This is a genomic window from Vibrio phycocola (assembly GCF_054404255.1).
Map to the genome: position 1 here is coordinate 42,759 of NZ_JBTAMQ010000016.1, position 26,069 is coordinate 68,827.

Genomic DNA, 26,069 nt, shown 5'->3' on the forward strand with positions numbered 1-26,069 from the left:
GATAGAATAATATGGCTCTAGAAAGAACATTTTCAATTGTAAAACCTGATGCTGTAAAGCGTAATTTAGTCGGTGAAATTTATAACCGTATAGAAAAAGCTGGCTTACAAATCATTGCGGCTAAAATGGTTCAACTTACTGAAGAGCAAGCGAGTAGCTTTTATGCTGAACATGAAGGAAAACCATTTTTTGAAGGTCTAAAAGAGCTGATGACATCTGGACCAATAATGGTTCAAGTGCTTGAAGGTGAAAATGCTATCAGCCGCTATCGTGAACTTATGGGTAAAACTAATCCAGAAGAAGCGGCTTGCGGTACTATCCGAGCTGATTATGCGATAAGCATGCGCTTAAACTCCGTTCATGGTAGTGACAGTCCTGCTTCAGCAGCTCGTGAAATCGAGTTCTTTTTTCCACAGTCTGAAATATGTCCTCGCCAGTAACTCCTAAATCTTTACCTCGATTGAATGGGCTTTTGCTAGAAAAAGCAGAAGCCTATTTCTTCCTACATTCACGTTTCTAGTGAATTTATAGTTAAATCAATATCATGTTAATTCTCACCCAATCGAGCGCTTGTTGTCGGTGTTTAAAGGCTGTACAATTCGCGCCCTAATTTTGTGTTTGGTGTAGTGAGGTTTCATGACTATTCGTAAAGTCAATTTGCTTGATTTTGATCGAGAAGGAATGCGTACGTTTTTTTCTGAAGAGCTAGGAGAAAAGGCATTTCGTGCTGATCAAGTGATGAAGTGGATCTACCATTTTGGCTACGATGACTTTGAGCTGATGAGTAACATCAACAAAAAGTTACGTGAAAAACTGATGCGTCACTGCGAAATAATCGCTCCTACTGTTTCTGAAGCACAGCACTCCACAGATGGCACGATAAAATGGGCAATGAAAGTTGGCGACCAAGACGTGGAGACGGTTTACATTCCCGATGAAGATCGCGCCACACTCTGTGTTTCGTCACAGGTTGGGTGTGCGTTGGAATGTAAGTTTTGCTCGACTGCACAACAGGGATTTAATCGCAACCTTAGAGTGTCTGAAATTATTGGACAGGTTTGGCGAGCTGCCCGTGAAATTGGTCTACAGAAAGAAACAGGGCGTCGACCTATTACCAACATTGTAATGATGGGCATGGGTGAGCCATTACTTAATATGAAAAATCTCATTCCGTCATTAGAAATAATGCTCGATGACTTGGGGTTTGGTTTATCAAAACGTCGCATTACCGTGTCGACATCGGGTGTCGTGTCTGGTCTTGACCAAATGACTGACCGTATCGATGTCGCGTTGGCAATCTCATTGCATGCACCGAATGACAAACTCCGTAGTGAGATTATGCCAATTAATGATCGTTGGGATATCGAAGACTTTTTAAGTTCTGTGCGCCGCTATATTGCAACGTCCAACGCCAATCGAGGCAAAGTAACGGTAGAATATGTACTACTCGATCATATTAATGATGGAACAGAGCATGCTCATGAGTTAGCAGAACTCATGAAAGATACACCATGTAAGATTAATCTTATTCCGTTTAATCCTTATCCAGGATCCCCTTATAAAAAGCCAAGCAATTCTAGAATTGACCGTTTTATGAAAGCATTGATGAGTCACGATTATACTGTCACAGTGAGAAAAACACGTGGAGATGATATTGATGCGGCTTGTGGTCAGTTAGTCGGAGATGTCATCGATCGGACAAAACGTACTAAAACACAGGTATCTGGTAGCGATATTTCAGTCAAAACTGTATATTAATCAATTAAATCCAGATTTAGACTTGGGTATTGCATAATCTAGGCAGTTGTTTAAATATACAACTGTCAATATAGTGAAAAAGATCTAATTCACCGACTTGTAAATGTCGGTATTCCTGTTGTGTAACGCTAATTAATCTTTAGAATAACCAAATATATTAAATTCAGCTATATTTAAAAGGTTGAAGCATAAACAGTTTAAGAAATTAATATTTTGAACTCATAAATATTCTCCGCATAAAAAAAATAAATAATCGATACAGAATACTTATGACGTCACCAATAAGAGATAGAAACTGCGAATGAATAATGAATTGCTAGATATGCAACCTGAGGTTATAAAGCCACATATTCATGTGGTTGAGAAACCGGGCACATTGCTTTTGCAAAAACGAGAGTCACAAAACTTAACTCGAAAACATGTGGCTGAAAAGTTACGTCTAAGAGAAGCGGTTATTCAATCGTTAGATGACAGTGACTTTGATAGTATTGGTAAAGAGAAGACGTTTATTCGTGGTTACCTGAGATCGTATGCACGTGTTGTTGGTGCTGATGAAAATGTGATTTTAGCGGCGTACGATTCTTATTGTGGAGAAGTTCCACAAGAAGTAGACATGAAAATGAAAAGCTTTTCTGAACGTACTAAACATGAAGCCAACAATAACCGACTTAACTACATTACATTCGGAGTCATATTCGTTGTTATTGGGATCTCTTCTATTTGGTGGTATCAAAATCAGTCCAATGATTCTCTATTATCTGATACCAATGCCACTCAAACGGCCCAAGTTGAATTACCAGTCGTAGAAGAAGTAGATAACGTTGTAAAAACGACGAATACAGAAGTATTAAACCCAGCAGTAGAATCTCAAGCTGTTACTGTTGAACAAACAGAAGGTAGTTTTGAAGGTCCTGTCCGAGATGAGTCATCGAATCCTCCGGAATCTGTTATTTCAGAACAAGCGACAGAAAGCCTTTCTACAGAAGCGTCAAATGATGCAGTTTTAAAGGAACTCACTGAAGCAAGTGATTCACGCATTGTGATGACATTTAGCGCCGATTGTTGGATTCAGATAATCGATGCGACAGGAAAAACGTTGACTGTTGGCACTAAAAAGCCGAACCAAGTGGTTAGCTTAGATGGTCAGGCACCATTTAAAGTGATTTTAGGTGCGCCAGAAACCGTTTCTATGACATATTCAAGTGAACCTGTTGACCTTTCTCGGTATACTTCTGGTAAAGTAGCAAGATTCACCTTACCCTAGATAAAATTATGTCACATAACTCTCCTATAAAACGTCGCCAATCGACACGTATATACGTGGGTGACGTGCCGATCGGTGATGGTGCTCCCATTGCCGTTCAATCGATGACCAATACTCGAACAACTGATGTTGATGCTACGGTTGCTCAAATTCGTGCTCTAGAAAAAGTAGGTGCTGACATCGTTCGTGTTTCCGTTCCGACGATGGATGCAGCTGAAGCATTCAAACAAATCAAGCAGCAAATTTCTATCCCGCTCATCGCTGATATTCATTTCGATTATCGAATCGCCCTTCAGGTTGCTGAATATGGCGTGGATTGTCTGCGGATTAACCCAGGAAATATTGGCAATGAATCTCGGATCCGTTCAGTGGTTGATTGTGCCCGCGATAAAGGCATTCCAATTCGCATCGGGGTTAATGGCGGTTCTCTTGAGAAAGAGATTCAAGTCAAATATGGTGAACCAACCCCTGAAGCACTCGTTGAATCGGCAATGCGACACGTTGATATTTTAGATCGACTTAACTTCGACCAATTTAAAGTCAGTGTCAAAGCCTCCGATGTCTTCCTCGCAGTCGACTCGTATCGTTTACTCGCTCAGAAAATTGATCAACCTTTACACTTGGGTATTACAGAAGCGGGTGGGGCACGAGCAGGATCGGTCAAATCAGCCGTTGGTCTTGGAATGTTACTTTCTGAAGGCATTGGTGATACGTTACGAGTTTCGCTCGCAGCCGATCCAGTGGAAGAGATTAAAGTGGGCTTTGATATTTTGAAATCATTGCGAATCCGTTCGCGTGGTATCAACTTTATTGCTTGCCCAAGTTGTTCTCGTCAAGAATTTGATGTAATAGCAACAGTAAATGCATTGGAAGAGCGACTTGAAGATATCGTGACGCCAATGGATGTTTCGATTATCGGTTGTGTTGTAAATGGCCCTGGTGAAGCAGAAGTCTCTCACCTTGGTCTAGCTGGTGGTAATCGAAAAAGTGCATTTTATAGCGATGGTGTGCGTCAAAAAGAGCGATTTGATAATAACGATCTGATCTCGAACCTCGAGGCAAAAATTCGCGCAAAAGCCGCGATGATGGATCAATCCAATCAAATTCCAGTTGACCAGATCGACGACAATTAACTCATTAATTTTACGGTAACTTTACGTGGCTAAAACTATTCAAGCAATTCGAGGCATGAACGATTGTCTCCCATCTCAATCGCCACTTTGGCAAAAAGTAGAAAATGTCGTTAAAGGCGTGATTGCGTCTTACGGTTACAGTGAAATGCGGATGCCAATTGTCGAAATGACAAACTTATTCTGCCGAGCGATCGGTGAAGTCACTGATGTGGTTGAAAAGGAAATGTATACCTTTGACGATCGCAATGGTGATAGCTTGTCCCTTCGTCCAGAAGGTACGGCTGGGTGTATTCGCGCAGGTATCGAAAACGGCCTTCTGTATAATCAAGAACAGCGAGTTTGGTATATTGGACCTATGTTCCGCCACGAGCGCCCGCAGAAAGGTCGCTACCGTCAATTTCATCAATGTGGCGCAGAAGTCTTTGGCGTAGAAAGCCCAGATATTGATGCTGAATTGATTATGCTAACCGCTCGAATTTGGAAAGAGCTTGGCGTTGCGGAACACGTTCGTCTTGAACTCAACTCGATTGGGTCCTCAGAAGCACGTCAAGAATATCGTGTCGCGTTAATTGCCTATTTAGAGCAACATATGGATGTTCTGGATGAAGACTGTAAGCGACGCATGTATACCAATCCACTACGCGTTTTAGACAGTAAGAACCCGGATGTTCAAGCCATATTAGGTGATGCTCCGCAATTGTGTGATTACCTTGATGCGGATTCTCGCCAGCATTTTTCTGATTTATGTGAACTTCTAGACTCTGCTGGTATCGAATACACAGTAAATCAACGTCTCGTTCGTGGTTTGGATTACTATAACCGTACCGTATTTGAGTGGATCACTGAAAGTTTAGGTTCACAAGGAACAGTATGTGGTGGCGGGCGTTACGACGGATTGGTAGAACAACTCGGTGGTAAAGCAACCCCAGGAATTGGTTTTGCAATGGGGTTGGAACGTTTGGTTCTCCTTATGGAAACGTTGAACCAAGCCAGTGTTCGTCGTCAAGTTGATGTTTATATGGTTACCGCGGGCGAAGGAACAACAGCGGCTGGGTTTAAACTGGCGGAAGAGCTGCGCAGTACGATTCCTGGCATTCGTATTATGAATCACTGTGGTGGTGGCAACTTTAAGAAGCAATTTAAACGTGCCGATAAAGTTGGAGCAGCCGTAGCATTGGTTTTAGGTGAAAATGAAGTCGCCGATAATACAGTTGTGTATAAAGACTTGGTTGGTGGCCAACAAGAGACGATGCAACAAGCTGAGATCATCGTTAAGCTACAATCCATTATTTAATTATCTGTTGTGGACAATAAGGTTCACAATAATCATTTGCGTAAAGAGGGCACCAAGTGGAACTCTACGATACCGAAGAACAACAAGTAGAAGCAATTAAAAGCTGGTGGGAAGAAAACGGCAAAGCCGTGATTATTGGCACTGTAGTTGGTTTAAGTGCGATTGGCGGTTGGAACTTTTATCAATCATCAACACAAGATGCGAGAGAAGCTGCGTCGAAGAGCTACGAATCTACAATTGCTGAATTAGGCAAAAATGGCGCGTCCGCACAGGAAAGTGTTCAGACATTTATTAACTCGAACAGTGATTCTGAATATGCGTCATTGGCTGCGATTCAGTTGGCTAAGGCTCAAATCGAAGCAAAAGAGCTCGATCAAGCGTTGGTTCAACTAGAGTGGGTTAAATCAAACAGCGGTGATGAAGCATTGAAAACCATTGCTGGTTATCGTATCGCTCGTATTTCTGCTGAGCAAACTAATTACGATAAAGCGTTAGCAGAGCTTAAAGCAATAACTCATGAGGGATGGCAAGGACGAGTCTTAGAATTAAAAGGCGATGTCGTGTTGGCTCAAGGGGATAAAGACGCTGCGTATATTGCTTATACACAAGCACAGCAAGAAAATGATGCGAGTCAGTTGCTAAAACTAAAACTAGATGATCTCGCTAAATAAGGGCAAAGCATGACTAGATGGTTGAAACATCTATTCGTCGTCGCGACGATTACTGGCGCTGTAGTTGGATGTTCTAGTGAAACGGACACCGTTGTTATGGTTCCAGTACCAGAGGTTAATAGCAAGTTTTTGCCAACTGAGCTTTGGCACACTAGCATTAGTGACGGTGTCGAACACTACTATTCCAAATTGAAGCCAGTTTACGCCTATGAAAGAATTTATTTGGCAAGTAGAAACGGTGAGGTGAAAGCTATTTCACCAAGCGACGGTAAGACAATTTGGAAGACTAAGATCGATTCAGAGAGCGTCCCTCGGTTATCCGGCGGAATCAGTGTTTCCAGTAATACTTTATATATTGGAAGCGAAAACGGTGTGGTTTACGCCATTAACGCTCTGACTGGAGAGGCGACGTGGAAGAGCAAAGTTTCCGGCGAAGTTCTTTCCACTCCTGCAATTGACGCAGGTTTAGTTATTGTGAATACCAGTGAAGGTACGTTAATAGCTCTTGACCAAACGACGGGTGCTCAGCGTTGGACTATCGCATCTGAAGTACCTAATCTGACTTTACGTGGTGACAGTTCACCTCTTGCTTTATCCGGTGGGATTTTCTGGGGAACACCAAATGGACGTTTAGCCGCTGCCATTTCATCGCACGGTCAAATGATTTGGCAACAAACGGTGGGAACACCAAAAGGTGCGACGGAAATTGAACGTTTAGTCGATGTAGACTCAAGCCCATTGGCTATTGGCGGAATATTATACTCTATTGGATACAACGGGCAGTTAGTTGCGGTTGATCTACGAAGTAGTAAAGTGTCTTGGAAACGCCCATATTCATCAGCATCCGATATGGCAACCGATGGCGGCAGACTTTTCATTGTGGCCGACCACGATCATCTAGTCGCGGTTGATTCGCGCAGTGGTGCTGAACTTTGGACGAATAAAGAGTTAGAAAACCGTTTATTGACCAATCCTGTTGTCCTCAACGATTATTTAGTTGTTGGTGATAGCGAAGGTTATCTATATTGGTTGGAGCGTTCGACCGGGAATTTTGTTGCTCGCCAGTTTATCGACGAAAGTGGATTAGCCGTGGCACCAATTGAATTGCCAGATGGTTACTTAGTGATTACCCGAAATGGTGATGTTAAGAAACTGACGATCGAATAATATTTCGTGATATACTCCCGATCTAGGCTCCTGGCTGTTAACAGTTAGGGGCCATTTTATTGATATGTATTTATCATTTATCATGTTGTTAAAAATTTAATTAGCATCACAGAGTATTATCTTATACCTGCGCCTAGTCCATTGATGGAATATAGCCGCATAGTTTAGGTCTAAGACATATTCAGATTTATAGATTTTCTAGAGGTTATTATGGTTCCTGTTATCGCACTCGTTGGTCGACCCAATGTTGGTAAATCAACACTTTTTAACCGATTAACTCGGACACGAGATGCATTGGTAGCAGACTTTCCTGGACTGACGCGAGATCGTAAGTACGGTCAAGCCAAGTTGGAAGAGCAAGACTATATTGTCATTGATACTGGTGGTATTGATGGTGATGAAGTGGGCGTTGAGTCGGAAATGGCCAAGCAATCGCTTCTTGCAATGGAAGAAGCGGATATCGTGTTATTTCTCGTTGATGGCCGAGCTGGTTTAACCGCCTCCGATCAAGCTATCGCACAACACCTTCGTCAAACCGAAAAACCTTCTTTTCTTGTTATCAATAAAGTTGATGGTATCGATGCTGATCAGGCTGGTGCTGATTTTTGGCAATTGGGTATGGACCAGATGTATCATATTGCGGCCGCTCATGGACGCGGTGTTACGGCACTCATCGAACATGTACTAAACCCATTTATACAAGCATCACGTGCTGAAGAGCTTCAAGATTTAACCGGAATCGAAGACAGCGAATTCGATGATAGCCATGAATATACTGAAGAAGAAGCCGAAGCTGAGCATAAACGCCTACAAGATCAGCCAATTAAGCTCGCTATTATTGGTCGTCCAAATGTGGGAAAATCAACACTAACCAACCGTATTCTCGGTGAAGAACGTGTCATTGTTTATGATATGCCGGGTACAACCCGTGATTCGATTTATATTCCTATGCAACGGAATGAGCGAGAATATGTCCTGATTGATACCGCAGGAGTTCGCCGTCGTAAGCGTATTAATGAAACGGTAGAAAAGTTCTCAGTGGTAAAAACGCTGAAAGCTATTGAAGATGCTAACGTTGTTTTGTTGATTATTGATGCGCGAGAAAATATCTCTGATCAAGATTTGAGCCTGCTTGGGTTTACGTTAAACGCAGGGCGCTCAATAGTGATTGCCGTTAATAAATGGGATGGGTTAGACACCGATGTAAAAGATAACGTGAAAAAAGAATTGGATCGCCGACTTGGTTTTGTCGATTTTTCTAGAATTCATTTTATCTCAGCACTACATGGTACTGGTGTTGGTCACTTATTTGAATCGGTTGAAGAAGCCTATAAATCTGCGACAACACGAGTCAGTACTTCGATCTTGACTCGAATTTTAACGATGGCCAAAGATGATCACCAACCACCAATGGTTCGTGGACGCCGAGTAAAGTTGAAATATGCTCACGCTGGTGGATACAATCCTCCTATTATCGTTGTTCATGGAAACTTAGTGAAAGAGCTACCTGACTCGTATAAGCGATATTTAATGAACTACTATCGTAAATCTCTGGAAATCATGGGTACTCCAATTCAGATTCGTTTCCAAAGCAGCGAGAACCCTTACGAAATGAAAACTGAGAAGAAGACATTATCGCAAGAGAGAAAGCGCAAAAAGCTGATGTCGATGATGCAGAATCGGAACAAAAAATAGTGAGAAAACCCAGACCAATTAGTCTGGGTTTTTTATTTTTAGGCTACTTTAGGAAGCATAATTCTGCTCTATCCAAGTTACATCGTTATGTTTTTTGATTGTGATCTATTTATAAAATATCGTTAAGTGTATATTTAAATAACCTTTTAGGTTTTTATACCATGTAAAATACAAATACAGCACATGTAACTTATGCTTTCGGTATGTGGTTATATAAATGTTCTTTTTAGGGTAGATCGCTGATCAGTTGGTTGAAAGCAGAAGATCAGATTAGGATCCTATTTTATCACAATCCGATCTTTTTCTTCAATTTACTGATTAAACTGAGACCAACTGATAGAGATCATATTGGCTATTTTTCCGATGCAATAATATAAATACAGTTTTCAAAGGTAAAAGAGTAAAGGATAAAAAATGAGTGAGAATCATTGTTCTAGTTGTAACAAGGAACTTGAGGGGGATGGTGAATATCATTGCTCGAGCTGTGACAGCCACTTCAAGAAAATTGGTTATTGCCCTAAATGCGATGCTGAACTTGAGAAATTACAAGCGTGTGGTGCCGCTGGCTACTTTTGCAATAGTTGTAATGAATTGAAATCAAGATCAAAAATCCAGTTTAAGTTCAACAAGTTGGATTAAGCTTAATCTATGGTTGAATGAATTTCACCATCAATTAATCGTGTAATCAGTTTATCACCAGAAGAGACTTGGCTAGCTTGGGTAACGAGTTGGCCTTTTTCATTTTGGGTGATTGAATAGCCGCGTTTTAAGGTTGCAAGTGGACTAACTGCATCTAAGGTTTCTACCGAAAGAGCGAGTTGATGTTTTGCATTGATAAGCTGAGTGTTCATCGAATCAATCAAGCGTTGTTCACGTTGAGTAAGTGAGTGGCTTTCTTGGTTCAAGCGCTTTTGCGGAGATTGAATTTTTAACTGATAGTTTAATCGATCTAAGCTTTGAGAATGTCGATTAAGGATCCGCTCGATAGCGCGACGTATACGTAGGCTAAGTTCGTCGAGCTGTTGCACTTGACGCTGTAAACGATATTTAGGGTGTTGTCGATCTAGTGTTGCTTGTAGACGCTGAGATTGGCGTAGTCGATTACTTAGGTAGTGGCGAACGGCAGAATTCAATTTCTGCTGATAATGCGTAAAGTTCGCATACTTGTGACTGTTGTCTCGGCTTACAAGTTCGGCAGCTGCAGAGGGTGTTGGCGCTCTAACGTCGGCAACAAAATCAGAAATGGTTACATCGACCTCATGTCCCACAGCACTAACGATAGGAATCTGGCTTGAAGCAATCGTGCGTGCAACAATTTCATGGTTAAAACACCACAAATCCTCTAAAGAGCCGCCACCACGCCCAACGATCAATACATCACATTCATTGCGCTCATTTGCTCTGCCTATGGTTTGCGCAATCGAAAAGGCGGCTTGCTCTCCTTGTACCATTGTTGGATAGATAATAACGGGAAGAGAAGGGTCGCGTCGTTTGAGCACATCGAGGATATCGTAGAGCGCCGCGCCGGTTTTCGACGTAATGAGACCAATACAATTTGGGTTCTTTGGTAATGGCTGCTTATTACCTTGAGCAAACAACCCTTCGGCTACAAGCTTCATTTTTAACTCATCAAATTGTTGTTGTAATAAACCATCGCCTTCTGGTTGCATACTTTCGATGATCAGTTGGTAATCACCTCTTGGTTCATATAGCGATAACCGAGCTTTAACTAAAACTTGTTGTCCATTTTTAGGTTTGATAGTGACTGAACGGTTATTCCCACGAAACATCGCACATTTCACTTGAGCACGAGAATCTTTTAGCGTGAGGTACCAATGGCCAGAAACGGGAGCGGAAAAATTAGAAATTTCACCTATCAACCAGACGATGCCCATTTCATTTTCAAGGAGCAAACGCACTTCTGCATTGAGGCGAGAGACAGTAAAAATATTTTCGTTTCTTGAAGAAAGCACAGCGAGTATTGAGGCCGAAAGGATGGAAAGTAGCGGCAATATAATACATATCAAGGGGGGTAATGCAAATAAAAATTTAAAATATGTGTAGTAAAACTGATATTGCAAATGTATAATCCGTCCGCAATATCAAATCCAAAACGTATCGTTACTTTAGCGACATAGATTGGATTTTTGTTCTTTTTAACCCCCTTGGTTGTGAGATATTGCAAATGTTACGAATCGCCAAAGAAGCTCTTACTTTTGATGACGTGTTACTCGTCCCCGCTCATTCTACGGTACTTCCTAATACCGCGGAACTTCGCACACAGTTAACAAAAACCATAACGTTAAATATCCCAATGATTTCTGCATCGATGGATACAGTGACAGAGGCTCGTTTAGCGATCGCATTAGCTCAAGAAGGCGGTATCGGCTTTATTCATAAGAATATGTCGATTGAAGAGCAAGCTCATCAAGTTCACCAAGTGAAGATTTTCGAAGCTGGTATGGTGACCTCCCCAATTACCGTTAACCCTGAAGCAACTATTGCCGACGTTATCGCGTTAACTGAGAAAAATGGCTTTGCTGGTTTCCCTGTTGTTAATCAAAGCCAAGAACTTGTTGGTATTATTACGGGTCGTGATATTCGCTTTGTAACCGAACTGCAGAAAAAAGTTGCCGACGTTATGACGCCGAAAAAAGACTTGGTTACGGTAACGGTTGGTGCATCTCCAGAAGAAGTACAAGAGAAAATGCACGACGCTCGTGTTGAAAAAGTTCTTGTTGTGAATGAAGACTTCAAACTTGCCGGTATGATTACTGCTAAAGATTTCCATAAAGCAGAACGTAAGCCTAATGCATGTAAAGATGAGCAAGGTCGCCTTCGAGTTGGTGCTGCAGTTGGCGCTGCTGCTGGAAATGAAGAGCGAGTTGCTGCTCTTGCTGAAGCGGGCGTTGATGTTTTACTTATCGACTCTTCACACGGTCATTCAGAAGGCGTTTTACAACGAATTCGTGAAACTCGCGCAGCCTACCCAGATTTGCAAATTATCGGTGGTAACGTTGCGACAGGTGAAGGTGCTCGTGCACTGATCGAAGCTGGCGTAAGTGCTGTTAAAGTAGGTATTGGCCCTGGCTCAATCTGTACAACTCGTATTGTTACCGGTGTTGGTGTTCCACAAATTACTGCGATTTCAGATGCCGCAGAAGTGGCGAATGAATATGGCGTTCCTGTTATTGCCGATGGTGGTATCCGTTTCTCTGGTGATATCAGTAAAGCGATTGCAGCAGGTGCTTCGTGTGTCATGGTTGGTTCAATGTTCGCCGGTACTGAAGAAGCACCGGGTGAAGTGATTCTGTTCCAAGGCCGCTCTTACAAATCTTATCGTGGAATGGGCTCTTTAGGCGCGATGTCTAAAGGATCGTCAGATCGCTATTTCCAAACTGATAATGCAGCAGACAAATTGGTTCCTGAAGGAATCGAAGGTCGCATCGCATACAAAGGCCGCTTGAAAGAGATTATTCACCAGCAAATGGGTGGGCTACGCTCATGTATGGGCTTAACTGGCTCGGCTACGGTTGAAGATTTACGTACCAAAGCAGAGTTTGTTCGAATCTCTGGTGCAGGTATTCAAGAATCTCACGTTCATGATGTACAAATCACTAAAGAAGCACCTAACTACCAACGCGGCTAAGCAAGTAGCAAACGTTTGCTTTTTTGCTTGATGATGAATAATGAGGCGGGTAGACTCGCCTCAGATTTTATTTCTTTCCTTCTATCACTATTTAAAGATGGCCTCAAATGACTAAGAACATTCATGACCAACGAATTCTTATCCTAGATTTCGGTTCTCAATATACTCAACTCGTTGCTCGCCGTGTACGTGAGATCGGGGTTTACTGTGAACTTTGGAGCTGGGATGTTGAAGAAGCGGATATCCGCGAATTTAACCCAGACGGGATCATTCTTTCAGGTGGCCCAGAAAGTGTTACTGAGCAGAACTCACCACGTGCACCACAATATGTATTCGATTCAGGTGTACCACTACTAGGTGTCTGTTACGGCATGCAAACCATGGCTGAGCAGTTAGGTGGCAAAGTTTCTGGTTCTGATGAGCGTGAATTTGGCTATGCTCAAGTTGAAGTGGTTACTGAATCTCCTTTGTTGAAGGGCCTTCAAGACGCATTGACGGAGGAGAATTCTCCACTGCTCGACGTATGGATGAGCCATGGTGATAAAGTTGTCGCAATTCCTGAAGACTTTTCTGTTGTTGGTCAGACAGACAGCTGTCCATTTGCGATTATCGCGAATGAAGAGAAGAAATACTATGGCGTTCAATTTCACCCAGAAGTTACACACACTAAGCAAGGTTTAGGATTATTAGAGAACTTTGTTCTTAGCATTTGTGGTTGTGATCGTTTATGGACACCAAGTTCTATTATTGAAGATGCCGTTGCTCGCATAAAAGAGCAAGTGGGCGATGATGAAGTCATTCTTGGTTTGTCTGGTGGTGTGGATTCATCGGTTGTTGCGATGTTGGTTCACCAAGCTATCGGTCCAAAACTGACGTGTGTTTTTGTTGATAATGGTTTGCTTCGCTTGAATGAAGGTGAGCAAGTGATGGATATGTTCGGCGATAAGTTTGGGCTGAATATTATCAAAGTCGAAGCTGAAGACCGATTCTTATCTGAGCTTAAAGGCGAAGATGAACCTGAAGCAAAACGTAAGATCATTGGTCGCGTTTTTGTTGAAGTATTCGATGAAGAGTCGAAAAAATTAGAGAATGCTAAGTGGCTTGCACAAGGGACTATTTACCCTGATGTGATTGAGTCAGCGGCATCTAAAACCGGTAAAGCGCATGTAATTAAATCTCACCATAACGTTGGTGGGCTTCCAGATGATATGGAAATGGGCTTGGTTGAACCGTTACGTGAATTGTTTAAGGATGAAGTACGTAAGATTGGTTTAGAGCTTGGTTTGCCATACAACATGCTTTACCGCCACCCATTCCCAGGGCCAGGTCTAGGGGTTCGTGTTCTTGGTGAAGTGAAGAAAGAGTACTGCGATTTACTACGTCGTGCCGATGCTATCTTTATTGAAGAGCTGCACGCAGCTGATTTGTACAACAAAGTCTCTCAAGCCTTTACCGTATTCTTACCAGTACGTTCGGTTGGTGTTATGGGCGATGGCCGTAAATACGACTGGGTTGTCTCACTACGCGCTGTTGAAACCATCGACTTTATGACTGCTCATTGGGCGCACCTACCGTATGATTTCCTTGGTAAAGTGTCCAACCGCATCATCAATGAAATCGATGGTATTTCTCGTGTGGTTTACGATATTTCAGGCAAACCACCGGCAACGATTGAGTGGGAGTAGGGCTAGCGATAAATAGCTAATCCGCTTTACCAGCTAAATAGAATGCCAGTCAGTGTTAAAATCTGACTGGCATTTTTTATGTTTTTTCTTGAGGAAGGGTCTTCTAGTTTTAGGGCGGAATGAGTTACAGCTATTGAGTGAACTGTATAGATTAAATTTGAAAAGTAACTTGAAGCCTTTTTAAGGCACCGTCAGAACTTCGCTACGAATGCCAATTTATATCAATTTTTTTTTGGGTTGCAACACAATCCCTTAAATATAGATTTATAAGACTTTGATAAGGAACACCAGATTCTTCTGCCATACTTTTAAAATAGGAGATAACATCTTCTCCAAGACGCATCGTCACCGGTTTTTTCAATTTACTAGCGTATGGGTTTTTACGCGACTTCATTGTAGATAAATCATATTCTGCTTTCATAATTAATGCCCTCGCTGGTAGTTTTTGCTTTCGTTTTTAGTTGCTTTTCTAGCAGAAATTAATCTAATAGTATTACCCTCGTCGCGCTCACAATGGCAAATAAGCAATAGATTAGTTTCATGGCTCATTCCAAGCAGCAAAAAACGGTCTTCGGTATCAGAGTTTTCATGATCGAAGAACTGCAATGCGAAATCATCAAAAAATACGGATTTAGCCTCCTCAAAAGAGACACCATGCTTTTTGACATTTGACGTAGCTTTCTCTGAATTCCATTCGAATTTTATCATATTTACATTGTATGTACGTGGCGGATTAATGTCAAAGTTGCTCTAACGACCATGGTTCCATTAACAATAATTAGTTTATTCATTTAATTCTCACCGCCTTGATTACAAAAAATCATCCTCAACTTTTTTATGAAACTGCGAAATGCGCTTAAGTACATTTATAAGGTTATCGCGTTCTAAATGAGTCAAATCCTCAATCGCTAAAATATCATTCACTTGTCGAAGGTCGGTATATTCGATGATTTGATTCATAAATCGAAGGTGCCAAACGTGATCAAATATGTAGGCCATTTCGCGGAAAGTCTTCTGGTCAATCTCCTTGAAGGCGAGCATCTGCTTTAACCTCGTCATGGTGTTGATTTCCCGAATATCATGTTTTAGTGCGTAGATACGACAAAATATCTCCATTGGTCGTAAACAGTCTTTTAAGTTTAACGACGCTCTACCTTCATATAACTCGGTGATTATCTGATTTTCGCTGTCCAATGGAATCTCATAAGACAAGCAGTTCTGCGCGTAAGTAGCGAGAAATTCGGGGTGTGTTGCGAGACAAGTCTGTATGTGAGATTGAAGATTATCAACGAGCGCATCTTGACCATATGTAGAGCGAATATCGAAAAACACATTGAGCTCTAGAATAGAATCAGGGGAAGCTTGCTCAATCCAAAGGCTAAAGTTCTCCTCCCACTCCTTTTGGCTTAGACACCATTGATGGTTGGAAGCCATGATAAGCCCTTCGCAATAGCTGTATCCGGCTTGATCTAACATTGCGCAGACTTTCTCAGCAAGGTGTAAGAAGTAGCGTCTGATCGATTTGAGATCCGCCTGATCGGGTGTATCGAACACAATCGCATTATCTTGGTCGGAAAATAAGGTCATGTCGTGGCGAGCGTTACTGCCAAAAGAAATAAATGAAAAGGCGACGGGTGGCTCGCCAATATCGGCGATAGTCAATTCAATGAAACGACAGATAGCGGCGTCGTAGGTGCTTCCGATTAGGCGACGAAGATAATCGGGACGTGTGCCAAGCTCGATCATTTCACGAATCATATCCGGTAGCTGATTTAATGATTCAACGACATTACCGTGGCTATTCCCTTGCTGAATCTCTTCAACGATGTTCGCTCCCATTTTTTGGTAATTGGTCACTTGGTTTGCCGGGCCAAAGCTACTGCCATAAATCTTGCGCACGATGGGCCTAAAGGAAATCACATGACCAAGTTTTTCAGATAAAAATATTCGTGAAGTACTTAAGATAATATCAAGGGGTTTCCCCCCTTTGCTTTTCAGTTGAGCTTCAAATTCACCTGGCTCACAGGCGTGATTGAATAGCTCTAAGAGGTGATTAAGTACTTTGGTATTCTGTGGATGCTCAGTGAAGAGGTTCTTCCAGATAGAATGAGATTTTAGTTCGGTTTCGGAGTAGCCTAACAGTTGATGAAGGCGACTATTAGAGAAGACTATCTTGCCATCGGCTTCAAGAATATACCCTTCGTTTGAGGACTCTACGAGAGCTCTATAGCGGTCTTTCGCTTCATGTAAGGCGACTTCTGCCCGTTTTTTCCTAGTCTCAATGACTCTAGATTGATAGATAACATATCCCATCACGCCCACTAGACCGAGTGTAATCACTAGAAATACTCGATATAGCATGTTTTCAAAGCGCTTGATCCCTTGTTGCACATCTTCAAAATACACGCCTGTCCCAACGATCCATTGCCATTCTTCAATGCCTTCAACGTACGTGATTTTGGGCGCTGTTGTGTTGGGTTCATCTTTCCACTGCCATTGATACTCAAGGTATCCATGTTGCTGTGCTTTAACCAACTTTGTTATTTCTAAAAATACAGGGAACCCAGTGGTATTTTCACTATCTCGATAATGAGTTAAATCCTGGCCGGTTAAATCGTTGCGGTAGGGGTGCATGACCATTTTTGGGTGCATATCTGTTATAAAAAAATAGTCTTTATTTTCCGGGCCATAGCGCATTGCTTTAATGTCTGTTGCGGCTTGAGATTGCGCTTCTTCTAAGGTTAACAATTCTCTTTGCTCTAAGGCGACGTAGCTGTCAATGATGCTTACTGCTGTTGAGGTTAACTCTTCTAGCATTTGACGTTTTTGGTTCACCATCGACTCTTCTAGGAGAGGGACGATAATATAAATAACTGAGGTTATGAATAGGATGATCGCTGCGATGGTAGGGAATACAATCCGAAAACTGAAGCTGCGAAATGAAGATTGGTTCTCCTGTTGAGATGCGTGTAAACCACTGAAATAGTCAGCAAGCTCTTTAGCATCAAGCACTTCGCTCAAAGCTTGAGTATGGGTTGCATCGTGGTATTTTGAGGTGAATGTGCCATTTCTGAAATCTGCTCGAGAAGGTAGATACCCTTCATAGTCATCGCGTATATGGGTTTCGAAAACATTCTTTATTTGTTGCGTTGTGTAACGGTCACCAAATTCTCTAACCGCTTCACCCAGAGCTTCCTTACAGTGGCGAAATTGGCGGTGGTCGTATGGGTCGTAATCCATATCCTCTGCCATTCTTAATGAGTGATCGTTTCCTTCATGATCGAAAAAACTGTCAATCCATTTGTGAATGTCTTCGCCGCGAATACCAAAGAGTTGTTCGGTACGATCTGCATGTTCAGTGATTTTCATAACGATTATTCATCTCAAATCTATTATTGATAAAACTCTCAAAAATGTGCGCTAAGTAACAACTCAAATCAAAATGTTAACACTACACCGATAGTTTTTTGATTAGTTATCCTAAATCAATAAGTCATATGAATGATTTAATAAGCTAGCCATGATTTTTTGAAAATCATTACTTGTGTGGAAGGTATTTCTTCCTGTTATTCATATTCGTGAAAAGCCAACCGTTCTTTTCCCTCTTTATTTTTTGATAGAGATGCTTGGTAGCGTCTGGGATGTCGCTTCTTACTGATCGAAGGTTAGTATACCAAGCTTAAGTGGAGAGTGAGCGTGTTAGGTTTGTTCCGTAATTCCAAAAGGAATGTTTAGATGTCTAAAAAAAGTAAGACTTTTTATAGAGATATGCGCCGTAAGGCAAAAGAGTTTGAGAGTCGAGAAGAGTTTCTCAATCATGACCTGAAAATTATGAACTTTCGCCGTTGGGGAGTACACCTTCCTTCACGCGATTACAGTATTGAAATAGAAGACTGGGTACCAGCACTTGCTGCAACAATCGGTAAAGTGGTTATGGTAACGGCAATGGTCGCAGTATTTGCCGCTCAATTTGGTTTATCGCCGGAATTCGTTGCTGAAAACGTACGTTACGAGCTACTCATTGCGGGTGCGCTCTTTGTTATTTTATTCTCTGCCATTTTAAACCCTAACGCTAACCTCGCGGGAACGCATGGGCCAATGATTCCACTAATTCCGTTGATTGCGGCTGCTGGTGGGCACCCATTGGCTCTCGGGGTTATGGTGTGTCTATTTGGTTTGATTCTGGCGTGGACCAAAGGTGGTTCGAAGCTCATGACACTAACGGGTGTTGGAGTGAGAGGCGGCCTATTGATTTACTTAGGCGCTGTCGGGTTAATTAGCCAAATTAATAAAACAGAAGCTTGGGCTTCGAGCAGTGATCAAGGTTATATTTCATTCGCTGTAATCGGAGTTACGGTGTTGATTTATGCGTATCTAGCAAAGGTTAATAAGCGTTGGTTAGCAATTCCACTGTGTTCATTAATTGCCGGAATTGTTGCGTATGTTATGGGCGCTGAGTTTGCCTTTACCACAGAACCTGGTCTACCACACTTCAGCCCATTTTATTGGTGGGGTGAAGATACAGGTTGGCAGTTAGGCTGGCCTAATCTAGAGCACTTCATTGCTGTGACACCATTCGCGATACTTGCTGTTGCTATGTGGTCTCCAGATTATCTTGGTCACCGAGTGTTCCAAGAGCTGAACTATCCGAAAGATGCCAAAGGTGTATTGATGGACGTAGATGATACCATGATGGTTGCATCGGTTCGTCAAGGTGTTGGTACACTGTTAGGTGGTGGTAACTTAGCGTCATCTTGGGGGACTTATATGATCCCAGCTGCGATTGCTAAACGTCCAATTCCAGGTGGGGCAATCCTGACGGGTATTATGTGTATTCTTGCTTCGGTGATTGGTTACCCAATGGATTTAGCAATGTGGGAACCTGTTCTTCGTGTAGCTCTAATTGTTGGTGTTTTCTTGCCGTTATTGGAAGCAGGCATGCAGATGATTCATAAACACAAAGACTCGCTAAGTGCCGGTATTTGTATCTTTGCGTGTGCTTTTGTGAACCCTGTGTTTGGTTGGGCAACGACTATGCTGCTTGATAATATGGGGCTGATTGGTGATCACGAGCGAGCAAAAACGCTGTCGGCGAAAGATAAGTATTTAATCCCTGGCTTAGCTTTTGTGATTTGTGTTGGTTCACTTGCCATTGTTGGACAGTTACCTGGCATCCCAGCACTAATAGGAAATTAAGTGCGGTGAATTTGTAAATAAAAGGGCGCCAAGATCGTATTGGTGCCCTTGTTAATTTAAGGGCTAAATAGTCGGGTATCTCTTAAATGTTATAGCCTTAACTTGCTTTAGTTATCCACTCTTTTCTAATCCATAAACAAAAACTGATTTCTTACAAATGCTTTGTTGCGAATACTTTGGCCATTTGCCCAAAGGTACTTTTGATCGACATAGCGGTTGATCACCATTCACTTATTCTCACCTGGATGTGCAATCTGTTTCTATAAACCCTTTATCTATCAATATATTATTTTTGCTTCGATGCAAGGTGGTAAATTCCGCTGCGGACTCTGCTATGTAATAAATATCAACGTATAAGCCACTCGGCTATATTGAGTCATTGCATAATATGAAACCGAATGGTTAAAAAATACAATTTGAGCAAAAATAACGCTAGCGCACATAACATATTGTCTTTATAATCCCGCCCGATTTTCAAATATACTTTAGTTTATTAAAAATTTTTTGCTTTCTGATGATGAGAGCATTCACTTAGGCTCTTTAACTTTTATAGGTAATTTACGATGTCGACTAATCTAGCCAATCCAGCTCCACTAGGTCTTTTGGGTTTCGGTATGACCACCGTTCTGCTTAACATCCACAATGCAGGCTTTTTTCCAATTGATTCTATGATCTTAGCTATGGGTATTTTCTATGGTGGCTTAGGACAAATTTTAGTTGGCATGATGTGTTTCAAACGTGGTGATACATTTGGTACCACGGCGTTTACATCTTACGGCCTATTTTGGTTAACGCTTGTTGGTTTAATCGTAATGCCTAAAATGGGTTTAGCAGCGCCAAGTTCTGCTAGCTTTATGGGATGCTACTTAGCACTATGGGGCATTTTTACAGGTTTCCTATTTATTGGTTCACTTCGTTACGCATTTGCAAAACAAGTTGTATTTGGTTCGCTAACTGTTCTTTTTGCTTTACTTGCTATTCGCGATTTCACCGGTAACGAAGAGATTGGTGTTATTGCTGGTTTTGAAGGTATTTTCTGTGGTTTGAGCGCAATGTATTTTGGTTTGGCTCAAGTACTTAACGCTGAGTACGGTCGTACTATTCTTCCGATTGGCGAAAAGAAAAAATTAGCTGAAGAAGTAGAAGCTGTTATTGCGTAATCCCCCTAATTCTTAGACCTTGCGTTAATTCTGAATAGAAAGGCTAGGGCGGGTAAAAACTAAAAAGGTTAGCGAATTCGCTAACCTTTTTTGATCGTGTGACCTTAGTTAATAGTAAAGATGTTTTTTATTTTTCTTACTCGCTTTGGATTTTTTAAGTCGCTCTTCCCAGTAAGTTGCACCTTTAATACCTAATTTTTGAGGATCAAAGGTGTACTCTTCAACCCCTCGGTTTTTCTGATCTTCATAATCCTTCAATGCAGACATTGCTGGTTTATTTAGGAAGAAGATAATCAGAATGCCAATAATATTAAGCCATGCCATTAAACCAACACCAACGTCACCCATTGCCCATGCAAGGTTAGCCGTTTTAATTGCACCGTAAAATACAGCGATTAACATAATGACTTTAAGGATAAAGGTTAATCCATCAATTTTAAATGTACGACGAATATAGGCGATATTGGTTTCGGCAATGTAGTAATAGGCCAGTATCGTGGTAAATGAAAAGAAAAACAGTGCGACAGCAACAAATGTTTTCCCCACACCCGGTAATGCACTTTCGATAGCATATTGGGTAAAGATAGGGCTATTTGCTGCAATATCTGCTGGCAAGTGCTGAATTAAGAAGCTGCCTTCAGGACCATGTACGTTATATGAACCGGTAATGATGATCATAAATGCGGTTGCAGAACAGACCAGCAAAGTATCAATATAGATTGAAAATGCTTGGACTAGCCCTTGCTGAGCTGGGTGATCGACTTGAGCTGCTGCGGCGGCATGTGGCCCTGTACCTTGACCTGCTTCATTTGAATAGACTCCTCGTTTTACACCCCAACCAATGGCTGCACCAAAGCCTGCCATTGGGGTAAATGCGTCTCCAATTATCATCGCAAACACGTCTGGAACTTGACCAATGTGCAGCAAAATAATGACAAATGCCGTCACAATATACGCAAGAGCCATAAAGGGAACGATGATTTGCGTGACACTCGCAATTCGTTTTACACCACCAAAGATAATAAATGCCAACACGATCGAGATAATTGTACCGGTTAATACCTTCGCGAAACTGAAGGTTCCAATCGCGGTTTCAACGAGTTCGCCGCCACCAAACGCTTGTTCGACTGCATTACCTATACTATTTGATTGAACTCCAGGAAGCATGATTCCACATGCGATGATCGTAGCAATGGCAAAAATCCAAGCGTACCATTTTTGTCCCATGGCTTTTTCTATGTAGTAAGCTGGGCCACCACGATATTGGCCATCATCTTCTTCCTTGTAGATTTGAGCCAGCGTTGATTCTGCATACGCGGTTGCGGCTCCTAAAAAGGCTACCACCCACATCCAAAAAACAGCGCCTGGACCACCGAAACCGATTGCTGCTGCAACCCCAGCGATATTACCAGTACCAACTCTACCAGAGAGAGAAACGGCGAGTGCTTGAAAAGAAGAGATACCTTTGTCCGACTTCTTACCAACGAAGAGTAGGCGAATCATCTCTGAAAAATGGCGGATTTGCACAAACCGGGTTGCGATTGAGTAAAACAGTCCTGCACCCAAGCAGAGGTAAATCAACGCTGGGCTCCATATTATTCCATTAAGGAAATCGATTAGTGATTGCATTTAATTTTCCCTGTAACAATAAAATAAGTGTTAAATTTTTGTTATGTTGTTTTTTATCGATATATTCATCTTTATGAGGGTTGAATGGTAATATATTAAAATGCTAAGGGCTAATCGGTGTGTTTTTGGTGTTTTTGTTTGTATTTAATTTACTTTTAAGCTTTATATACTGCTTTTGTGTTGTTTTTATGTCTCATTTATCTTGTTAGTCCTTATTGTTTGGTTTTTATGTTTGTTTTGATTTTGTAGGGAGTAACAATAGAGCAACACCTAACTCACAAATTGATAATTTTCGTAATGAATAAAGTGAATGAATAGATAAGTTGAAGCTGAAATGTATGTGAATTGCCTTCAATTCAAGCAATAGCTGGGTAGGGTTGGTGCAACTTCAAGATCAAGTACTAGTGCAACTATGACTCAATTATTAAATTAGGGGGGCGAATGATAATGGAATGCGTGTTTATCGTATAAAAGAGCCGTGAAAAGTGATTCGCTAGATCTGCGGCGCACTATTTGCATTCTTTAATGATAGTATTACGTTTATTTTGACGAGTTATATGTCTTCCATTGCAGGAGCTCTATAAAGTATGTGTCGTTGGTTAGCCTATCAAGGGCAATCTATTTATATGGACGAGGTGATTTATAAGCCGGAGCACTCGCTTATTCATCAATGTCTCGAATCAAGAAAAGCGATAACCCGAGTTAATGCTGATGGGTTTGGTCTAGGTTGGTATACCGAAAGAAATACGCCGGGGCAATTTCACGAAGTTCTGCCTGCATGGGGCGATGAAAACCTGCGCTCACTGGCTCACCATATACGTTCTCATCGCTTTATGGCTCATATTCGCTCATCAACGGGAAGCCAAGTCTCTCGAGCTAATTGCCACCCATTTATTATTGGTCAATGGATGTTCCTTCATAATGGACAGATAGGTGAGTTTGAAAAAGTGAAGTTTGTGCTGGAGCGTTTGCTGCCGGAAGAGCTTTATATTCAAAAGAAAGGGTCGACGGATAGCGAATTGATTTTCTTATTGATGATTAAAAATGGCCTGTATCAAGCCCCAGTTAAAGCGATTAAACAGACAATCAAAGAAATTGAACAAGCCTGTCACGACAAGGGAATTGTGGACCCATTTAAAGCGTCAATATGCATTTCCAATGGACAAGTATTTTGGGTTGTTCGTTATTCAAGTGATGAAATTCCCCCTACGGTGTTTATTCGTTGTGATGATGGGAATATGACACTGGCTTCCGAACCTCTCGATAAAAATCAGTGCTGGAAAATCGTTGAACCTCAAACAATTACTCGAATCGATGGTTGTCATTGTGATGTAGAATCGATTGAGGCAGTTAAATTGTAACTTGCCAAACAAAAAACCGTAAAAGAGAAGGGTGACTTTACGGTTTTTTCCAATCTATGCGCGCTAATCTTTATATACACATATATACAAGCAGAGGTTATTGAGGTTTTGACTGACGCATTTCGTTAATACCACCACCATTGTGTACTTTTTCAAATCCAGCTTGCTTCAGTAATTTATAGGCTTGGCCAGAACGGTTCCCCGAACGGCAATAAACGACATAGGCGAGTGATTTGTCGAGCTTGGTTAGATGAGAAGGGATTTCCTGAAGTGGTAAATTATGTGAATTCTCTATATGACCAGACGCAAATTCACTCGGCGTTCTTACATCTAAAATTGTTGCTCCCTGCTCAATCCACTCCCACGCTGTTTGCCCACGTTCACTGGCTGCATTAGCCGAAAAGACCGCTAGAAAAAGAGTCAGACCCGATAGTATTTTGTTCGCTAAAGATTTCATTTGTGTCTCCTAATCAGGGTTACAGTCTAGGTTTATTTGAATAGTGGCACAAGCCTCCAGTGGTGATGTTGAATTATTTGATAAGGTTATGAAATATTTACTTTAGTTTTTTCAGCTAATGTCGATATAACAGGTATTCAGATATGTAATTACCCAATAACTCAATCGTTGTTGAAGAAAGGAGAATATTGAATGACCAGCTTTGATGGAGTTCAGCGACGTCAGTATTACCGACTAAAATACCCTAAAAGAGCACGCCCTGTGATGAGAATTGAAGATCAATTCTTTCATGTTTGTGAAAGTTCGGAGCGTGGAATTCGAGTGGTAATGAATAATATTACTAACTTATATCGAGGATTGCGTTTGTCGGGTACGGTTCGTTTACATAGCAATCAAGAAGTCAGCATTGAAGGTTCGATTGTTCGCTTTGATAATGGAGAAGTGGTGGTTAAACTCGATAAAGGGCTGAGTTTCCGAGATATGGTTGCGGAGCAGCGTCATATTCGACAAAAGTACCCACTGTTTTTCTCTGATCAAGGAAGTTCGGCGGCATAACTTCCTCGATCGGCTCCCATACTCAGCGAAATACTGGATATGAGAATAACGATGGAGACTTGCCTAGCGTGATACGTCTGGTAAGCCTTTCGCCATCGCGACACCACAAAAAGTTATAAAAGAGAACAAGAGCACGAGTCCGTGAATACCAAGTATTGATACGAGTGCTCCCAATAAACTCACCAGTAGAAGCATGACTCCGATGACGGTATTGCTCACCGCCACATAGCTGGTTCGTTTATTCCCATCGGCAAGATCAACCAAATACGTTTTGCGTCCTACGCGTACGCCATCATGTGCAATACAGACAACAAAATAAAGCAATGGCAACCAAAATGCGGTACTGAGTAAACTTGGTACTAATAAGTAGCTTAGAAAAAGAATGACACCGACGACCGCACTCAAAGATGAGCCAATGACCATCACTTGTTTACTTGAGCGATCGGAAAAACGCCCCCAAAACGGTCCAGACACAAATGACGCTAAGCCACTTGCGAACATGAAAAATGCCAGCAGCCAAATTTGATTTCCAAGGGCGGTTTGTGACAGTACAACATAATACGGCGCACTAAGGGCTGTACATAAAAACAGGGTACGTGTGGCAACAAAATGGCGAAAAGCACGGTCGGTTTTCAATAATGATAGCTGCTTTATGGCTTCTAATAAGCCGTTTTTGCCACCATCGACTTCTCCTGGGTATTCAGTAATTTGTGCAAAAACGAATGACGCGGCAAGCCATATGAATCCAGCCACAGCAAGGCTTATAGCATAGAAACTGTGACCTGCTTGCCAGTTAAACCATGTTGAAATCATCATCAATATTGCGAGGATGAGAGTCACAAAACCAGCTGAACTGGTCGAAAGGCCATTTACTTGCCCTCGTTGGCTCTTCGGAATCGTTTTTCCCAATACGTCTTTAGCCGCAACCGATGTTAAGCCTCGGGAAAAGCTAAATAAGATTAGAAAAACGATGATGGTCCAACCCGCTGTTGCCCCTTCAAGATAAAAGGCACTTAGGGCAATCGCAAACATGGCGAGGGCCTGAAGAACACTGCCTGCAATCCATGTCCATTTTCGGATTGGAAGAGTACGAATATAGCTGGCAATAGCTAATTGAGGTAATAGAGAGCCAGCTTCTCGGATCGGGACAAGCCAACCAATTAAATAGGCGGGCGCTCCTAAACTTTGCAAAATCCACGGTAGCGTGACTTTGGGGTTAATTAGTGCATCGCCAATCTTAGTTAGGAATTGAGCGAGAATCATTTTTACAAAGTTACCCGGGACTTCTTTACAGGCAGATTCGGGGATCGATTTGCAGGCGCGAGCGTCATCGTCACTAATAATTTTGTCGTAAATAGAGCTTATTTGAAGCTTGCTCATAATAGGATCCTATAC

22 protein-coding genes are annotated in these 26,069 nt (G+C 41.8%); 15 read left to right on the forward strand and 7 right to left on the reverse strand.

Going from position 1 to position 26,069, the window contains the following annotated elements:
• The first annotated feature begins 11 nt into the window (after positions 1–11).
• From ndk to ACXJY6_RS17600, 9 genes are all read left to right on the forward strand, one after another.
• A complete protein-coding gene (ndk, locus tag ACXJY6_RS17560; RefSeq protein WP_458769122.1) occupies positions 12–440 on the forward strand; it encodes a nucleoside-diphosphate kinase in 429 nt (142 codons plus the stop codon).
• 196 nt (positions 441–636) lie between these two features.
• Positions 637–1,758, forward strand: coding sequence for a dual-specificity RNA methyltransferase RlmN (locus ACXJY6_RS17565; protein ID WP_456052448.1), 1,122 nt, complete (start codon positions 637–639; stop codon positions 1,756–1,758).
• A 301-nt stretch (positions 1,759–2,059) separates the two neighbouring features.
• On the forward strand, positions 2,060–3,022 hold the full coding sequence (locus tag ACXJY6_RS17570) for a RodZ domain-containing protein (protein WP_458769123.1): 963 nt from the start codon (positions 2,060–2,062) through the stop codon (positions 3,020–3,022).
• Positions 3,023–3,030: 8 nt separating this feature from the next.
• Positions 3,031–4,155 (forward strand): flavodoxin-dependent (E)-4-hydroxy-3-methylbut-2-enyl-diphosphate synthase, encoded by a 1,125-nt coding sequence (ispG, locus tag ACXJY6_RS17575; RefSeq protein ID WP_456052446.1) that lies wholly within the window; start codon positions 3,031–3,033, stop codon positions 4,153–4,155.
• Between the two features lie 25 nt (positions 4,156–4,180).
• Positions 4,181–5,449, forward strand: a complete 1,269-nt coding sequence (gene hisS, locus ACXJY6_RS17580) for a histidine--tRNA ligase (RefSeq protein WP_458769124.1) — start codon at positions 4,181–4,183, stop codon at positions 5,447–5,449.
• 56 nt (positions 5,450–5,505) lie between these two features.
• Entirely contained in the window at positions 5,506–6,120 is a 615-nt protein-coding gene (locus tag ACXJY6_RS17585) for a YfgM family protein (RefSeq protein ID WP_456052444.1), read from the forward strand.
• A gap of 9 nt (positions 6,121–6,129) precedes the next feature.
• Positions 6,130–7,287, forward strand: a complete 1,158-nt coding sequence (bamB, locus tag ACXJY6_RS17590; RefSeq protein WP_456052443.1) for an outer membrane protein assembly factor BamB — start codon at positions 6,130–6,132, stop codon at positions 7,285–7,287.
• Between the two features lie 210 nt (positions 7,288–7,497).
• Positions 7,498–8,982: a ribosome biogenesis GTPase Der gene (der, locus tag ACXJY6_RS17595; protein ID WP_458769125.1), complete on the forward strand. Its 1,485-nt coding sequence runs from the start codon at positions 7,498–7,500 to the stop codon at positions 8,980–8,982.
• A gap of 414 nt (positions 8,983–9,396) precedes the next feature.
• Complete coding sequence (locus ACXJY6_RS17600) at positions 9,397–9,621, forward strand: zinc ribbon domain-containing protein (protein WP_458769126.1); 225 nt, start codon at positions 9,397–9,399, stop codon at positions 9,619–9,621.
• A 2-nt stretch (positions 9,622–9,623) separates the two neighbouring features.
• On the opposite strand, the gene xseA is transcribed toward ACXJY6_RS17600, so the two are convergent.
• Entirely contained in the window at positions 9,624–10,955 is a 1,332-nt protein-coding gene (xseA, locus tag ACXJY6_RS17605) for an exodeoxyribonuclease VII large subunit (RefSeq protein WP_458769155.1), read from the reverse strand.
• A 212-nt stretch (positions 10,956–11,167) separates the two neighbouring features.
• On the opposite strand from xseA, the gene guaB reads away from it, so the two are divergent.
• Both guaB and guaA read left to right on the forward strand, forming a co-directional pair.
• The gene (guaB, locus tag ACXJY6_RS17610) at positions 11,168–12,631 is read left to right on the forward strand and encodes an IMP dehydrogenase (RefSeq protein ID WP_456052440.1); all 1,464 of its coding nucleotides are present in this window, start codon (positions 11,168–11,170) and stop codon (positions 12,629–12,631) included.
• A 107-nt stretch (positions 12,632–12,738) separates the two neighbouring features.
• On the forward strand, positions 12,739–14,316 hold the full coding sequence (guaA, locus tag ACXJY6_RS17615; protein ID WP_458769127.1) for a glutamine-hydrolyzing GMP synthase: 1,578 nt from the start codon (positions 12,739–12,741) through the stop codon (positions 14,314–14,316).
• A gap of 202 nt (positions 14,317–14,518) precedes the next feature.
• Here the strand turns inward: guaA and ACXJY6_RS17620 are convergent, their stop codons facing one another.
• The 3 genes from ACXJY6_RS17620 to ACXJY6_RS17630 form a co-directional block, all read right to left on the reverse strand.
• The gene (locus ACXJY6_RS17620) at positions 14,519–14,737 is read right to left on the reverse strand and encodes a BrnA antitoxin family protein (protein ID WP_458769128.1); all 219 of its coding nucleotides are present in this window, start codon (positions 14,735–14,737) and stop codon (positions 14,519–14,521) included.
• A 2-nt stretch (positions 14,738–14,739) separates the two neighbouring features.
• Complete coding sequence (locus ACXJY6_RS17625; RefSeq protein ID WP_458769129.1) at positions 14,740–15,024, reverse strand: BrnT family toxin; 285 nt, start codon at positions 15,022–15,024, stop codon at positions 14,740–14,742.
• A gap of 102 nt (positions 15,025–15,126) precedes the next feature.
• Positions 15,127–17,685 carry a DUF294 nucleotidyltransferase-like domain-containing protein gene (locus ACXJY6_RS17630; protein ID WP_458769130.1) on the reverse strand — a complete coding sequence of 853 codons (2,559 nt, stop codon included), beginning with the start codon at positions 17,683–17,685 and terminating at the stop codon, positions 15,127–15,129.
• 366 nt (positions 17,686–18,051) lie between these two features.
• On the opposite strand from ACXJY6_RS17630, the gene ACXJY6_RS17635 reads away from it, so the two are divergent.
• Both ACXJY6_RS17635 and ACXJY6_RS17640 read left to right on the forward strand, forming a co-directional pair.
• Positions 18,052–19,512: a DUF3360 family protein gene (locus ACXJY6_RS17635; protein ID WP_458769131.1), complete on the forward strand. Its 1,461-nt coding sequence runs from the start codon at positions 18,052–18,054 to the stop codon at positions 19,510–19,512.
• Positions 19,513–20,075: 563 nt separating this feature from the next.
• The gene (locus tag ACXJY6_RS17640) at positions 20,076–20,672 is read left to right on the forward strand and encodes an acetate uptake transporter (RefSeq protein ID WP_458769132.1); all 597 of its coding nucleotides are present in this window, start codon (positions 20,076–20,078) and stop codon (positions 20,670–20,672) included.
• Positions 20,673–20,780: 108 nt separating this feature from the next.
• On the opposite strand, the gene ACXJY6_RS17645 is transcribed toward ACXJY6_RS17640, so the two are convergent.
• Entirely contained in the window at positions 20,781–22,301 is a 1,521-nt protein-coding gene (locus ACXJY6_RS17645; RefSeq protein ID WP_456052434.1) for an alanine/glycine:cation symporter family protein, read from the reverse strand.
• A gap of 587 nt (positions 22,302–22,888) precedes the next feature.
• Here ACXJY6_RS17645 and ACXJY6_RS17650 point away from each other — a divergent pair.
• Positions 22,889–23,662 (forward strand): class II glutamine amidotransferase, encoded by a 774-nt coding sequence (locus tag ACXJY6_RS17650; RefSeq protein WP_456052433.1) that lies wholly within the window; start codon positions 22,889–22,891, stop codon positions 23,660–23,662.
• 97 nt (positions 23,663–23,759) lie between these two features.
• Here the strand turns inward: ACXJY6_RS17650 and ACXJY6_RS17655 are convergent, their stop codons facing one another.
• Positions 23,760–24,119, reverse strand: coding sequence for a rhodanese-like domain-containing protein (locus ACXJY6_RS17655; RefSeq protein ID WP_456052432.1), 360 nt, complete (start codon positions 24,117–24,119; stop codon positions 23,760–23,762).
• Positions 24,120–24,311: 192 nt separating this feature from the next.
• Here ACXJY6_RS17655 and ACXJY6_RS17660 point away from each other — a divergent pair, with 192 nt between their 5' ends.
• Positions 24,312–24,674, forward strand: a complete 363-nt coding sequence (locus ACXJY6_RS17660) for a PilZ domain-containing protein (RefSeq protein ID WP_456052431.1) — start codon at positions 24,312–24,314, stop codon at positions 24,672–24,674.
• 63 nt (positions 24,675–24,737) lie between these two features.
• On the opposite strand, the gene ACXJY6_RS17665 is transcribed toward ACXJY6_RS17660, so the two are convergent.
• On the reverse strand, positions 24,738–26,054 hold the full coding sequence (locus ACXJY6_RS17665) for an MFS transporter (protein WP_458769133.1): 1,317 nt from the start codon (positions 26,052–26,054) through the stop codon (positions 24,738–24,740).
• Positions 26,055–26,069 lie beyond the last annotated feature (15 nt).